This window comes from Paenibacillus liaoningensis (genome assembly GCF_059609455.1).
In genome coordinates, this window is record NZ_JCAALU010000021.1 from 82895 (window position 1) to 98422 (window position 15528).

Below are 15528 nucleotides of genomic sequence, written 5' to 3' on the forward strand. Positions count from 1 at the left end.
ATTACTCAAAAGCCTCTGGCTCCATCTCGATGACCAGCCCTTCCACATGCTTGCGGCTCAGCTGTTTGCGAAGCTTGCGATTCTCCTTGGAATCGAAGACGATGCTCATATCATAATCTTCCCCAGGATAAAGCTCCTCCCTGCTGATCGACAGCTTGAGCCGCTTTCGGTTAAAGGCCAGCTTGCTGCCCTGCACCTGAACAATGACTTCTCCACGGGCATCAGCCGGACGAAAAACGATACCCAGGCGCTTGAGCGGATAAATCCATACCGCATCGCCCGCTTGAAAAGTCTGCAAGGCGCTTTTACGGGCGCCCTCTTGTTTTTTGCTGCTATTTTTGACATCAATCTCCGTATGAGCTTCGCTATTATCTTCGGTATGCACGGTTGCAGCATCTGGGTTTAACATTGTTACCTGCTGGCGGTTAACTGCGAGCTGCTCCGCACGCTGCATAACCCGCTCCGGTAAACCGTAACGGCGGGCAATGGCGAAGGCTTGGCTTTCGCCTGCCTCCCCAATGATCAATTGATACAGCGGAAGCAGCGTCTGCGGATCAAAAGCCATCCGCGCGTTCATGCAGCCCCTCGTACGGGAAGCATATTGCTTAATCTCATTAAAATGTGTCGTTGCCGCTGTTAAAGCTCTCTTCTGGTGAAGCTCCTCCAGCACGGCAATAGATAGCGCTATGCCTTCTCCGGGATCGGTGCCTGCCGCCAGCTCATCCAGCAGCAGCAAGGAGCGCGGTTCGGCAGATTCCAGCATTTCTCTGAGCACCCGGATATGCGAGGAGAAGGTGCTCAAAGATTGCTCCAAGCTTTGCCCATCTCCTAAATCGGCAATAATCGTGCGGAAAATGCCGAATCGGCTCCCTTCCTTTGCTGGAACAAGCAGTCCTGACTGAGCGAGCAGTGCAAGCAGGCCGATTGTTTTTAGTGTTGCTGTTTTCCCGCCAGTATTGGGCCCTGTTATAATGAGCTGACTCCAGCTCGTACCAAGCTCCACATCAAGTGGAACTGCCGACGGGCCAAGCAATGGATGACGAGCCTGCGATAAAGAGATGAGAGGTTCATCGGTTAATTGAAACGATTTCCCATCGTAGGAACGCGAAAGCTTGCCGCGCGCCATAATGAAATCGAAAGAGGCCATCGCCTCTAAATTAAGTCTTAGCTCAGCTTCGTGCGCATCAGCCAGATCGGATAAACCCGATAAAATAACGGTGCGTTCGCGTTCCTCCTCCGCCTCCCACTGCCGCAGCTCGACCTGCAAATCGGCTACATCAACCGGTTCTACGAATAAGGTTTGCCCACTGGCCGATTCATCCCACACCGTACCCGGTACCTGCTTGCGCAGCTCGCGCTTTACTGCAATAACAAGCCGGCCGCTCCGCTTGCTCACTATCGGCTCCTGCAAGGCTGCTTTGTATTTAGAAAGCGAAGCTTCCATTTTACGACTGATTTTGTCCTCGACCGCGTAGCGATGCCTCCTAATTTCCGCAAGCGAAGCGCTTGCCTGATCGGTGAGGCTTCCGTAGCGAATACAGCGGCTCAGCTCTTCGCGCAGCTGCGGGCAATCATGCATGGAATCTGCATAGCTGGCAATGATCGGGGCAATTGCCCGTTTGCTCGCCATGTATCTGCGCATTTGCATGACAGAAGCGAGCCATGTCTGCAATTGCTCCAGCTCCTGCTCAACATAAATGCGTCCTTTGCCAAGCAGTGCCAGAAAAGGATCAATCCCCTCCATAGCGGATAAGGGAACGCTTGCCCCCGCTGCCAGCAAGGCGGAAGCTTCCTCTGTCTCCAACAGCCATGCTTGAATCTGCCTCATTTCTATACTGGGCAGATGGCGTTCCGCTAATATTTTCCCTGCTGGAGAAACCGTATAGCCGATCAATTGTTCTTTTAATTTGTCATATTCCAAACGCGTTAGCGTAGCTTCGTGCATCATTTTCTATCGCTCCTCATTATAATCGGTTGTATTTACCATTTCGTTGGCGTGAATGATTCGAAATCAACCGTTTGGCGCACCTATAAAAGCCTATTTACCAAAAAAAACAGGAACAGAACGCATGAGCGTCCCATTCCTGTTTCAATCGGCTGCTATACCTAACCAAGCATTATTAATCATGCCTAACGTAACCGCCACACAAAAACGGTTGTCATTAGCGCAAATAACGCAAAAAAACCGTGCTGCAAGAGCACGGTGGTCAGGCCGCTGCCGAATGGCATTCAGGCGGAGTCCACATGTTCTTAACTCTTGGTATCAGAACGCTGCTGAAGATACGTTCATAGAAACCTGCCTGAACTGCATAAAGCAGCCGGCAAGCCTCCATTCGCCATCAAGCGCGATCTGATCTATCCAATTTATGAGTTAAGAACACCTGTCAACATAAAATAAACCCCTTCCTGAACCATCCAGCCAACAAAATATAACTTCAACTTACTTCAAAAACAAGCTCCTTGTCAACCCTATCGGCGTTTGCAAGAAACTTCATGCTGCTTATGCTACATTGGTCTAGGCCTAGCTATACCGTCACTTCAAGTGCTGCCCTTGCAAATTGCACAGAGGTTGGAAGCCCATAATCGCTATTCAGATCAATGTCATGAGACATATGGGTAAATATCGTATGATTCGGCTGCCAAAGTTGAAGCAGCTCCAGTGCTTCCGTTACATCATAAACAGAGCGGGTTTCATAGGCGAAGGGCTCTTTATAAAAGCTTGTTCCGAGCACAAGCAGATTAAGGCCATAAAGCTGCTGCTGCTGTTCGTCTGTTAGCCCAATCGCGTCAGAGCAATAAGCCCAGGAACGTTTCTCGACCGCATGATCAAAACGAAAAGCATAAGCATAGCCATTTTTGCCATGATTGATTCGCCAGCTCGTTATATCCCAGTTGCCCATTCGCAGATTACCGCCGTCTATGGCATGAAAATCGATTTGCCGCTGCAGCCAAGGAAAACGCGCATTAATTTCGCCAATTACCTCAGCCGCTGCAAAAGCCTCGCCCTTGACGTTCAGCCAGCGGCAAGCGTCGGCCCATTCCACAAGACCGCCAATATGGTCAAAATGGGCATGGGTAATTAAAATCCGTCTGACGAACCTGAGGCCAGCCGCTTCCATTTGCCTTCCCCAATCAGGACCGCAGTCAATCCAAACCGGATCATCAGCTCCACCTGCAGGCTCTGCACCCAATCCATCAAGCTGTACGAGTGAACGCAAACGGCGATTAATGCCCGTGCTTCTCGCCTCTTCACATACAGCACAGCTGCAATAAACACGCGGAACGCCCATCGAATCGCCTGTTCCACGAAAGGTAATACGCATTATAGTGGCAGCAGCGCGACCTGCTCCTGCTGTCGCAACTGATTGATCATATCCAGCCAAGCTTGCGGCTTGTTAGGAAGCGCCTCATAATAGCCTTCAAGGAAAGTTACGATGAGCGAAGCCGGCAAAAATGCCATATTTTCATCTGCTGGCAGGAAGCTGAGCTGAAGTCCTGTTACCGCTTGACCCTCATGATCCCAGGAAGGATGCACATATGGGAAATCCAATCGGTTATACCCAATATGCGACAATACTTCACGGCGCACAAATGGATTCATAGGTGTTACGCCGCCAAATGCATGCTGCTCTTCCGTTTCATAGGGGTTATAAATTTCCGCGAACATGCCGATCGATTCTGTACCGGATTGTTTAGCCAGACGCGCCAAATCCTTTTCTCTAGCACGCAGCAGGAAGCGGCCAATGCCCTTGCCCGCTTGTCCGATAATAGTGAAGTCAGTCATCGCTACGCGCAGCTCAGGATAATAACGATATTCGGTTGAGCCTACTACTTTGCCATCTTCTACCGCAACATAAACATGGATGCCAGCATCCTCAAGCGGTTCTCTCCACAGCTCATAGGCCAGCACTTCCTCCGGCGGAAAAATCGTTTGAAGCAGCTTATGCAGCTCAGCAAAATAAGGGTCATCAATGGAGGTAATACGATGGTACAGCATAAAATATCCCCTCTCCTTATGTATCGGTTGTTATTTAATCGGCAGCAAAAAATGGATTGCGCCATTCCATCAGTGCGGCATAGCCACAGGACTGCTCATCTTCCAAATAATTTGCCGCTATGCCTGTCGGCGTACGGCCGCAGCGGAGCAGGAATGAAAGAACAGGGTCGCTGTATATTCCAGCTACGACCCCGCTAACGTAATTTTCCGGTGTTATTTCTTCTGCATAACGATGATAGCCGGGCATCCGCCCGCCGCCAAGCAGCCTTTCAAGCTGCAGATGCACGACCGTCTCATACATCGTCTGCATTAGCCATTTTCCAATGCCCGACTTTCGGTACTCTGGAATTACACAAATATCTACCACATAAAGCGTATCGCCGCTGCGGTTATGATTGCGAATAAAACCATTATCCGTAATCGCTTCCCAGCTGTGCGAATGTCCGTAATCGTCCATATGAATGATAAGGCCTGTCATCGAGCCGATAAGCCTGCCACCAACTTCAGCGCAAAGCGCTCCTTCGGGAAACCGGGAAACGTGCTCGGCAAGCTGCTCCTTGCTCCACCATAATTCCGCAGGAAACGGTGGCGGGAAGCTTTCGCGCTGCACATCGATTAGCCCTTCAAAATCCAACTCCGTGTATCGTCTTATTACTGCCTCTACCGGTACGCCCTCATGATATACATATAATTGCTTACGAATAATGCCACATCCCTTCTGCCAGGGAAAGCTTTAATACCAATCGGTATAAAGATCGGTGCGACGGTCCCGCCATGTCGTAACGGAGCCTGCGGTACGCACATCTTCCAGCAGCTTCAAATCAAGATCAGCCACAACGAGCATATCATCATTAATGATTCCTTCTGCCAAAATGCCGCCCGGCGGAAAGGGGATATCGTTTGGCGACAAAATCGCCGCCTGCCCAAAGTTGGCCCGCATAAAATCGACCTTCCGCAGCGAGCCCACTGTACCAGTCGTGACCACATATACTTGATTTTCTATCGTCCGTGCATGAGCGCTATATCGAACGCGATAAAAGCCATGGCGATCATCCGTACAGGATGGGCAAAAAATGACGTCCGCCCCTTTTGCCCTCGCCATCCGCACGATTTCCGGAAATTCGATATCATAGCAGGTTAACATGGCAATCGTGCCATATGGGGTTTGGAACACTTCCAGCCCTTCTCCCGGCGACATCGCCCAGTCGCTCACTTCCGTTGGCGTCAGATGGATTTTCGACTGACGGTCGATCTTACCATCCGGATGAAACAGGTGCGCAACATTGCGAAGCTTGCCGCCTTCCGCTTCTACAACATGGGTTCCTGCCACAATGTGCATATTGTATTCCGCCGCCAGCTTGGTGAACAGTTCTTCATAGGCAGCTGTAAAACTCGGGAGTTTGTCAAAAGCCAATGGTGTGCCGCTGCTGTCGCTGATGGACAACAGCTGCGTTGTAAAAAACTCAGGAAATAACAGAAACTGTGTGCCGTATTCTGAGGCATTGCGCACATAATGCGCGACCTGCTTGGCGAATTGCTCAAATGAGCTGATGTCGGCCAATTTGTATTGAACGGCCGCTACTCTATATTTCAAAACCGACCCTCCTACCGTTACTTTCGTTGTTTAAATTGCAATGTAATCGTCGTGCCAATATCCTGCTGGCTGAATACATCTACCTTGCCATCATGCAAATCAACAATTCGTTTGGCAATGGAAAGACCGAGTCCAGCCCCGCCAGTCGCACGGCTTCTAGCACCGTCGACCCGATAAAAACGTTCAAACAAATGTGGCAGGTCACTCTCTGGAATGCCTACGCCTCTATCCTTTACTTCAATCTTGACGATTGTTTTCACTTGGCTAACCGAAACATCAATCGAATCCTTACTATACTTTATGGCATTGTCAAGCAAAATGACGAACAGTTGTTTAATTTTTTCTTTATCGCCATACATTCTGATGATTTTCGAGCTTGTTTTAATCCGAATCGGACGATGAAACGTCGTCTGCAGCATGCCTGCCAGCTCATCAATAGCCTGAACGACATCGAACTGCTCCTGCTTCAACCAATCCTCTTGCTCAGCTTCAGCAAGCGTAAGCATGGACTTGGTCAAATTTTGCATCCGCTTCGCTTCTCGGTCAATCGCTTCAATCGCTTCATCTCGCACTGCGGCATCGTCGCGCCCCCAGCGCTTAAGCATATTGGCGTAGCTGGAAATGACCGTGAGCGGCGTTTTGAGCTCATGAGATGCGTCTGCCACGAACTGCTTCTGCTTCTCGAACGTACGATCGAGCCGCTCAATCATCTGATTGAAAGCTCGGATCAGCTGCTGCAGCTCCGCGGATTCCTCGTGGCTGGTCGTCTCAATAACCCGCAGCTTCCCGCTTCGGTCGATTTCTCGCATCGTCGTGACCATTTGCTGGATGGGCGCTGTCAGTCTGGACGTAAACCAATACGTACCGAATATCGCGAACAAAATCGCACCCGCACTTGTTACCGTGAGAGCGGCCACTAAAATTTGCAAATAATTGTCCAGCTCGTTAAGTACTCTGTTAATTTCCAGCATGCCGACGATTTCGGTCCCATCGTATAGGGGAACGCGCATATACAAAATACGTTCGCCGCCCTTCGAAATCATTCCGGTATCATGCTGGCTGTCGAAAGCTGCTGGAAGCCCCAGCAGCACAGGGTCCGAGCCTGTAATATTGACGACCTTGCTATCAGGCTGCACAATGCGAATCATTTCATTTACATTATAATATTCACTAAGCAAATCCGAATTGTTAAGCCCTTTGCCGCTTTGGATTTGCGGATTTTCCAGCATGAGATTGACTTTGTTCGCGATGACGCGCTCTTCGCTTTCTGTCGTAATTTTAATGACATAAAAATAAACGAAAATGTTAAACAAAATCAATATAAAAATGAGCCAGAAAATCGTGAAAAGCGTAAATCGTTTACGCAGCGTCATGCGTCAGGCTCCTTGACCATATAACCAACACCCCGAACGGTATGAATAAGCTTGTGGCGGTAGCCCTTGTCCAGCTTTTGCCGCAAGTAACGGATATACACATCGACCAGATTCGTCTCGCCGATAAAATCATATCCCCATACTTCGGAGAGAATATCCTCTCGGGATTTCTCTTCATTTTTGTTCTCAACCAAATAAACGAGCAATTCAAATTCTCGCGGCGTCAGCTCGATTATAATATCTTTGCGGAAAACTTTGCGCGTACGCAATTCAATCGTCAAATCGCCTACCTTAATCATATCCGAGCCTTCGGATTCACGCGGATTTTGCTGGAATATGCGCAAAATATTGCGAACGCGCGCCAGCAGCTCCTCCATCGCAAACGGCTTCGTAATATAATCGTTAGCTCCATGCTCAAAGCCGCTTACTTTATCGGGAACGGTATCTCTCGCTGTAAGCAATATGACTGGAACTGCATTGCCCGCCTGTCTCAGACGGCGCAGCACCTCAATACCGTTAAGCTCCGGCAGCATGACATCAAGCAGCACAAGCTCCCACTCCCCTGACGAAGCCATTTCATAGCCTGTCCGTCCGTCCAAAGCCGTGCCTACTGTATATCCTTCATGCTCAAGCTCAAGCTGTAAAATGCGGGATATGCCTGCTTCATCTTCTACTACCAGGACACGTTCTTTCATCTTAAGCGTTCACCTACCTTAGCAAATAGTCTGCATGGACCCGTTTTGTACTCATCATAAAGGAATATTCAATTGAAATGCAAGCAAGCCGGACTACTGCCGCTTGCAGTCCGGCTTGCTTGTTTTCTTCAAGCGTTATTACGATCAAGGTGAAACGGCCGAAAGCCGTCCTCTGGCGGCGCGGCACGTTTCAGTCCGAGAAATATAGAGAAAGGATGGCAAAATCATATCCTTTCCTATATTTCAGGCTGCAACTTGATTAATTTTGGGTTTGCATGGACCAGCTTTCGACATCCCAAGTTTTCGTAACCCAATCCTCGTAAAAATCAGGTTCGTGGGATACGAGAACGACGGTGCCTTTGAATACGCTAAGCGCGCGCTTCAACTCGGCTTTTGCAATGACATCCAAATGGTTCGTTGGCTCATCGAACAAAATCCAGTTGCTTTCGCGCAGCATTAGCTTGCAAAGGCGAACCTTCGCCTGCTCGCCACCGCTCAATTGGTTGAGCGCCCGCGTAATATGCTCATTTTTCAAGCCGCAACGGGCAAGAGCTCCACGAACTTCACTTTGCGTCATATGCGAAAATTCATTCCATACATCATCCAGCGGCGTCATCGTAGGCGCCTTGGCTTCCTGTTCGAAATAGGCCGGATGCAAATAATCCCCGCGATAAACTTTACCGTCTAGCGCCGGAACAACGCCGAGAATCGTTTTGAGCAGCGTTGATTTGCCCACACCATTGCAGCCTACGATGGCAATTTTGTCACCGCGCTCAATGAGCATGTTCATCTTAGGCAGCAGCGGCTTATTATAGCCAATGGACAAACCGTCCGCCTCGAATACCGTTTTACCGCTAGTACGGGCCTCTTTAAAACCAAAGGTCGGCTTAGCCGCTTCCTCCGGCTTGTCAATACGATCGATCCGGTCAAGCTGCTTCTCACGGCTCTTCGCCCGTCCAGAAGTCGAAGCACGCGCTTTATTTCGCGAAATAAAGTCTTCCTGCTTCTTGATAAAATCCTTCTGCTTCTCGTAGGCATCAATATGCTGGGCTTTGTTCATATCTGCCATCTCAAGGAATTTCTCATAGTTGGCAGAATAACGCGTCAGCTTGGCAAACTCCAGATGGTAAATGATATCTACCACTTGGTTCATAAAGCCCGTATCATGGGAAATCAGGACGAACGCATAAGGGTACGACTTCAGATAGTTCGTGAGCCAATTAATATGCTCTTCATCCAAATAGTTCGTAGGCTCATCGAGCAATAAGACGGTCGGCTTCTCTAGAAGCAGCTTGGCAAGCAAAACTTTCGTCCGCTGTCCGCCGCTCAAAGCCGTTACGTCGCGTTCAAGCCCAACCGCATTCAGTCCTAGCCCATTCGCCATCTCATCGACCTTGACATCGATTAAATAGAAATCGCCAATTTCCAGCTCTTCCTGAATTTCGCCCATCCGCTCGAGCAGTTGCTCCAGCGTATCCGGATCGGCATCGCCCATTTGCAGCGCAATATCATTCAGCTCCTGCTCCAGCAGCAGCATCGGTGAAAATGCATCCTTCAGCACATCGCGAATCGTCTTGCCTGGCGTTAATTTCGTGTGCTGATCTAGATAGCCATAGCGCACGCGTGGTGTCCATTCTACTTTGCCTTCATCCTTCAGCAGCTTTCCGGTCAAAATGTTCATCATTGTCGATTTTCCCGTTCCGTTAGCGCCTACAAGGCCAACATGCTCGCCAGCCAACAGGCGGAACGATACGTTTTTGAACAAAACGCGGTCGCCAAACGTATGGGATAGTTGCTCTACTGTTAATAAACTCATTTCTACTTAGCTCCATTCATGCACTTGTTTATCGCGAGGATTTGCTCCATTCCCGTGTTGGGTGTATGACAAACAAAGCCTCATCGTATGAAAACGCCCGCAACACCTAGCCTATTCGGTCTTCGTGTCGGTACGCAATACTTGTCGTTTTTAAGCTTATATATGTTTATGCCCGACCTATTGTACCACAAGAGCTGCGCTATTGTGTAAAAATCAATGCGGATTTTGTCTCTTGAAGGGTACTGTCTAGCATCTTCGGCATCTTCGGCATCCTCATTTCCCTTTCCCCTTATTCAGCATTCGGCTAATTAACACAAGCAGCGGATCAAATGACTGCTTTACAGGCATGCAAAGCCGTTTGTCCTCCGTCACCCATTTGCCGCTCCAAAGCACTTTAAGCCATTCAGCTGCTGGCAGCATAGGCAGCGCTGCTAGTGGCCGCTCCGGCAGTAATTGCAGCCATTGCTCCCGCTCCACGAAGCGGTTATCCTTATTCGCCAGCCATACGAGACGACCTTCCTGAGCATTCAGCTTCTGCTGAAGCGTTTGAAGGCGGCGCAGCTGTGGCTGCTGCCATTTTGCCGGAAAAGGATCGGCGACTATACAGACCAGTTGGCACCGAGTTAACCACTCGCCTGCTGCCGGCTCATTGAAGCTGGAAACATCGACAATTTTCACATCATAATGCCGCTGATGCAAATAAAGCTCCCATTTTTCCAAGTCGAACGTTTCTTGCTCCATTTGGGCAGGTTTTTGGGCAAGCCATTGAATAACGCCTTCCTGCCAAGTCCAATAATGATGGAAGACCTGCCTTCCACTCGCATATTGGGAGGGCAGGAGCGCATGCCATTCCGGCCGATTACTTGGAAATTCAGCTGCAAGACAGCTCAATCCCCCTTGACCAAGCAGCTTGGCTAATGTAATAGCTGCAAAGGTTGCCCCCGCTCCGGGTGACAATGGCCACACGCCAATCGTTATTCCATTTGCCGCGCTAATGTGACCTTGCCTGCCTGGGAAGCCCGATGACTGACGGACATGATCGCCACTCAGTTGAACGATAGCCAGCAGTTCGCGCTCTACTTGCTCCATATTTGCGATGCGCTCCTCAAGCCGATAGGCGAGCATCCGGCTAAGCACATGAGCCAGCATGGCAGAGCCCTCTGTCTTCATTCGCCCCTTCCACTTGAAATGAGGCTCTAGGCGTGGAACAACGGGTACGGGCTCATAGTACTCGCCCCCGCTCGCCAAATAATAGAGCAGTGCGCCAAGCCCATATACATCGGTTCGGGGATCGCTTCGGCCGCTGCCCTGGTACTGTTCGGGAGCGGCAAAGCCCGGCGTTCCAAGCTTTGCCGTATCTTGTCCGCCATTTGCCTTAACCTGCCTTGCAATGCCAAAATCAATCAGGCGCAAATGTCCGCTCCCATCCTCTATCATGACATTAGATGGTTTTAAATCCCGGTGAACCATTTGCGGCGTTTGACGGTGCAGATAGTTAAGTGCCGAACACAACTGAAGTCCAAGCTGGGTCACCTCTAACAGTGTTATTTGGCGCTGTCGTTTTTGAAACTGTGCTGCAAGCGTTTCTCCATGAATGAAGTCCATCACAACTGCATAGACAGATTGTTTATGTATCGGAAACGCATCCACTATATGAGGGAGATTCGGATGATTTAACCGCACCAGCATGGCTGCCTCTGCGTTAAACGAATGAGTCCCGCCCGCATCCTCCTCTATAGATATAGGCGTAATTTTAATGGCCCGCAGCTTGCCTTGCAGCTTTCGATCTTCCACCGCATATACGATGCCCATTCCACCCTTGCCGAGCACTGAGATAATTGCATAGCGATCCGCTATTATTGAACCCGTCTCCCAAAGCGGGAGTTCAACCTCCGCTCCGCTTCCTTCCATTCATCCCACCCTTTCCGTATGATTGCAAAAAATCCCGGCTGGACAGACGAATGGCGTTCGTCTTTCAGCCGGGATGCTTTCCCATACTTATATTCAGTTAACATTATAAGGACGCTTATTTATAATCCTTAGAAAAAACGCTAAGTTTTAACGCCTAGTATAACATGCAAACATAAAAAAATGAATGACTATTTGAGCATTATTCACTAAGCAAATATTACGATCTTCCTGCATATCCCTCATTAAGCTCCTGAATAATCTGATCGCCGCCAAGCAGCTTCCACCGCTGTACTTCCTTGTTGAAGCCTTGCTCGTCAAGCAAGCCAAGAATGAAGGAATTAGTCGCGTTTTGAATAATAATATTCAGTTCGCCGCCACGCTCGTTAGCAGTAGGAGAATCAAGCGAGGCTGCAGGGTTAATAACGAGAAAGCTGCGATTTTCCTCTGTCAAACGGTCGCTTTTTTCCCTAAGCGGATCACCCTGAGGCCGAATAGCAAGCGCCCTTACCCCCATCAGCGAAATAAGCGGCCGCACCTCCTGCTCCCATCGCTCGCTTTCATTGGAGAGCAGCTCAACCATATCCCCATTCTCCAGCTTGTAGTGAATGCCTTCAACGCCATAATTCAGCATATAAATAAGCTCAGGATCAGCAAGCCGATTAAAAAAGGCAAGAATACGCAGCAGCTCAGCCTCGCTTTTCACCTGCGATTTTGGGAATACGAATATGCCGTTATGCCCCGCCTGCGACCATACATGCGGCTTGCCGTCAGGCCCGTTGATCCGGTTCAGCAAATCAAGCTCAGCCTTCGGGTTGCGCTGAATGAGCGCCTTATATAAATTTCGGGCATCATCCATATTGCCGATATAAACGCCCGCACGCCCCTCCGAAAATTCCTCCCATTGCTGCTGTTTGCTAGTGACTGCGAACTGCTCATTCATCAATTTTTCCTCATACAGCTTCCGCATAAATTTCATCGTATCCTTGTATGCGCTGAACATAAATGCCGGCTGCAGACTTCCCTCCATCCAGCCCCACTCATTTGGCGCGCCAAAATACGAGGCCAGCGTTTGAAAAGCGCCAAACTTCAAATCGTTGCGATCCGTTAGGCCATAGGTATCATTTATGCCATTGCCATCAGGATCATTTTTCGTGAATGCCTCCATCATTTTATATAGGCTTTCCAAATCTGTCGGCGTTTCCAGTTGCAGCTGGTCGAGCCAGTCTTTCCGGTAAATGATGCCTTGCCGGGACAAGTCTCGCTCTCGATAAATGCCATATATTTTGTTATCGATCGATGTATTTTGCAAAATGGTTTTGTCCATCGCGTTCAAATTCGAAAATTGCGATAAATAGGGGCCGATTTCCCAAAAAGTCCCGGCGCGAACCGCACTCAAAAAAGCAGAATTGCGAATGTCCTGAATCGTGACGATTTTTGTCAACGCATCTGAGGCTAGCGCAATGTTCAGCTTGTCCTCCTTCATCGCATCAGGGACCCAAATAATGGACAGCTTCGTGTTGGTCGCTTCCTCAATATGGCCCAGCACGACATCAGACGGGGGGCTCGTTGTGTACTGAACGGCCGTCCAGGTTAAAGCAAGCGGCGCTTCCATGGTCAGGGCGCTCCCGCTCTCATCGAGCATTTGGCAGGATGCCATAAGCAAAGCTGCTCCGAATGCTAACGCCGTTAAAACCGATTTCGCGCAGCGATGAATCTGTCTCTTCACAAAATTCATAGGCAACTTGACCCACTTTCTGGTATAATACCCTAGTAATTATAGTTTGCGTAGCCGTGCAGCGAGTGGCTCGCAATAGTTTTGGAGGAGATATGATGGCAGCCCCACCTAATCGGTATTTTTTGCGCATTTTGCTGTTCGGCTTTCTTATCAGTTCGTTGCCAGTCATTATTGTTGGACTATTCTCCTACATGAAATCCTCCGACACCATTCAACAGAATGTAAACGCATCCAAACTGTTACAGCTGGAGCAGATGCAAATGAATGTGGAACAGGTCATGCGCACTGTAGACCATTCCATGACATATTTCGTCAATTCATCTTTTTTGAAGTCTGCCATTTTGGAACCGCTTAATGTGGAACAATTTCAATTATTTAACCAAATCAAGCAAGAAGTCAACCATTTACAGACATTTGATACAGGAATTGAAAATATTATTTTGTTAAGCACTCTTGAAAATTGGTATATTGACAACTCCGGCTTATACCGGCTGAGTGATTTGGACAAAAAAGACAGGCTGCTTCAATATAAGGAGCTTCCTTTCGATTCGCAATGGATTACGGAGCCTGTCAGCAATACCGTGCTGCTAGGGCAATCTTCCAGTCGTTGTACATACGGCATCAGCCTCGTAAAGAAGCTGCCGCTGACGGCTTCAACCAAAAATGGGCTTGCGGTATCGACGATCCCTTCCTGTTATTTGAACGAGCTGCTTTCCTTTGACAAAAATAGCGAGGCCGTACTCGTATTTAATGATAGAGGCGAGCTGCTGTTTGGGCAAAATGAAGAGCTGCTGCCGTCTGATGGCTTATTTGCCGCGCTTTATCAGGATATTGCCGAATCGGACTTAGCCTTTGCCCAATTTGATACGCAGCTCGAAGGGACAGACTATACGGTATCTTACCGCAAGTCTGATTATAATGGCTGGACGTACGCTTCCATTACATCGCTCCATGCGTTGTCAAAGCAATCCCGTGCCATTGGCTGGTTTACTGTAATTATTTGCCTAACGCTGCTTGCCATAACGCTGCTAGTGACGTGGTTCGGCTCCCAACGCTTGTACAAGCCGATTGAACAGCTGTTTGTGAGCGTCTTCCAGCTGTTTCCGTCCAAGCATGATAAACCAAGCCGCGACGGCTTCGTCTATATTGCGGATCAAATCCGGCATGTTATTCGCGAGAAAAGCGAGCTGGAAAGCACGATGAACAATCAGATTGACAGCTTGCGCACGTTGTTTATGATGGAGCTCTACCAAGGAAAAAGCAACAGTCGGAGCATTGAAGAACGGCTTAAGACGCTGGCTTTCCCTACGTCATTTAAAGGATATGCTGTTATGACGCTGCGCATTGATTTTTTTGAAGGGACGAGCTATTCGAAGGGCGATACGGATTTGCTGCTGTTCGCCGTGAATAATATTGTGGAGGAATTGGTTGATGCGAGCGACAGGCTGGCGCCTATCGTCTACGAGCAGTCGCAAAATACACTGCTGCTGAACCGTGAGCATAATCAGGATGCTTTTTTTGCCCAATTGGTTCCACTTGCTGAGCAAATTGCGCACACCGTAAAAGAAGTGCTGAATCTGTCCGTCAGCTTCGGCTTTAGCGGTTACCATGACAAGCTGAAATCAGCGGGTACTGCCCTCGAGGAAAGTATGGAGGCTTATAAGCATTTAAAGCGGTTTGGCGACTCGTCGGCGATGTTTTATCGGGATCTGCCTCAGAAGCTGAGCTTCAACACCTCTTATCCGGTACGGCTGCAGACCGAACTGAATGATGCTATTAAGCTTGGAGATCGGGCCAAAAGCGACGAAGCGCTGGCGGAGCTGTTCGAAGCGGTGTTCAAGCAGCAGCTGAGCGCCCATGATTTTGAGCTGACGACTGCCCGGCTGTTAATTGATTTGATTCATCTGTCCCAGTCGCTTGGCATTCACGAGATGGAGCTTGGCGACCATTCTTCCTTGTTTGAATATTTGTTCCAGCCGCACTCTCCGAAGGAAGTTCGCAACTGGTTTCTTCAAAACATTGTGGAACCGATTATCGTATCCGTTGAGGAGCGAACCAATTCACAGTATAAAAATATTTCCGAAGAGATCATTCATTTGATTCACCAGCAGTATGACCAGGAGCTTACACTGGAAGCCATCGCGGCCAGCATGCATTACAATGCGAACTATGTGAGCAGCGTATTCCGCAAGGAAACAGGTACTTCCTTCAGTGAATATTTGGCGGCACACCGTCATCGCATTGCGCTTGGCCTCCTTCAGGATACGAACATATCGGTCAAGGAAATTTCTGAACGGCTGCAATATACGAATCCGCAAAATTTCATTCGCTCCTTCCGCAAGTTCGAAGGAACAACTCCCGGCAAATACCGGGAGCTGCATCAGCCGGGGTGACTACTTTCTGCTTC

11 protein-coding genes are annotated in these 15528 nt (G+C 49.0%); 1 reads left to right on the plus strand and 10 read right to left on the minus strand.

The window, feature by feature from the left end; all coding sequences use genetic code 11:
• Position 1 precedes the first annotated feature (1 nt).
• The 10 genes from AC6B99_RS28115 to AC6B99_RS28160 form a co-directional block, all read right to left on the minus strand.
• Positions 2-1945: an endonuclease MutS2 gene (locus tag AC6B99_RS28115; protein ID WP_496664785.1), complete on the minus strand. Its 1944-nt coding sequence runs from the start codon at positions 1943-1945 to the stop codon at positions 2-4.
• Between the two features lie 580 nt (positions 1946-2525).
• Positions 2526-3326, minus strand: a complete 801-nt coding sequence (locus tag AC6B99_RS28120) for an MBL fold metallo-hydrolase (protein WP_496664786.1) — start codon at positions 3324-3326, stop codon at positions 2526-2528.
• Positions 3323-3997, minus strand: coding sequence for a GNAT family N-acetyltransferase (locus tag AC6B99_RS28125; protein WP_496664772.1), 675 nt, complete (start codon positions 3995-3997; stop codon positions 3323-3325). The genes AC6B99_RS28120 and AC6B99_RS28125 overlap by 4 nt, the downstream gene beginning before the upstream one ends.
• A gap of 34 nt (positions 3998-4031) precedes the next feature.
• Complete coding sequence (locus AC6B99_RS28130) at positions 4032-4703, minus strand: GNAT family N-acetyltransferase (RefSeq protein WP_496664787.1); 672 nt, start codon at positions 4701-4703, stop codon at positions 4032-4034.
• A 27-nt stretch (positions 4704-4730) separates the two neighbouring features.
• On the minus strand, positions 4731-5591 hold the full coding sequence (locus AC6B99_RS28135; protein ID WP_494879134.1) for a nitrilase-related carbon-nitrogen hydrolase: 861 nt from the start codon (positions 5589-5591) through the stop codon (positions 4731-4733).
• Positions 5592-5608: 17 nt separating this feature from the next.
• Entirely contained in the window at positions 5609-6964 is a 1356-nt protein-coding gene (locus AC6B99_RS28140) for a HAMP domain-containing sensor histidine kinase (RefSeq protein WP_056040715.1), read from the minus strand.
• Positions 6961-7659 carry a response regulator transcription factor gene (locus tag AC6B99_RS28145; protein ID WP_046232574.1) on the minus strand — a complete coding sequence of 233 codons (699 nt, stop codon included), beginning with the start codon at positions 7657-7659 and terminating at the stop codon, positions 6961-6963. Before AC6B99_RS28145 ends, AC6B99_RS28140 begins: the two co-directional genes overlap by 4 nt.
• 259 nt (positions 7660-7918) lie before the next feature.
• Positions 7919-9475 carry an ABC-F family ATP-binding cassette domain-containing protein gene (locus tag AC6B99_RS28150; protein ID WP_056040717.1) on the minus strand — a complete coding sequence of 519 codons (1557 nt, stop codon included), beginning with the start codon at positions 9473-9475 and terminating at the stop codon, positions 7919-7921.
• Between the two features lie 273 nt (positions 9476-9748).
• Positions 9749-11386 (minus strand): serine/threonine protein kinase, encoded by a 1638-nt coding sequence (locus tag AC6B99_RS28155; protein WP_496664773.1) that lies wholly within the window; start codon positions 11384-11386, stop codon positions 9749-9751.
• A 217-nt stretch (positions 11387-11603) separates the two neighbouring features.
• Entirely contained in the window at positions 11604-13121 is a 1518-nt protein-coding gene (locus AC6B99_RS28160; RefSeq protein ID WP_496664774.1) for an extracellular solute-binding protein, read from the minus strand.
• 92 nt (positions 13122-13213) lie between these two features.
• Between AC6B99_RS28160 and AC6B99_RS28165 the strand changes: the two genes are divergently transcribed.
• Entirely contained in the window at positions 13214-15514 is a 2301-nt protein-coding gene (locus AC6B99_RS28165; RefSeq protein ID WP_081419027.1) for a helix-turn-helix domain-containing protein, read from the plus strand.
• The last annotated feature ends 14 nt before the right edge of the window (positions 15515-15528 follow it).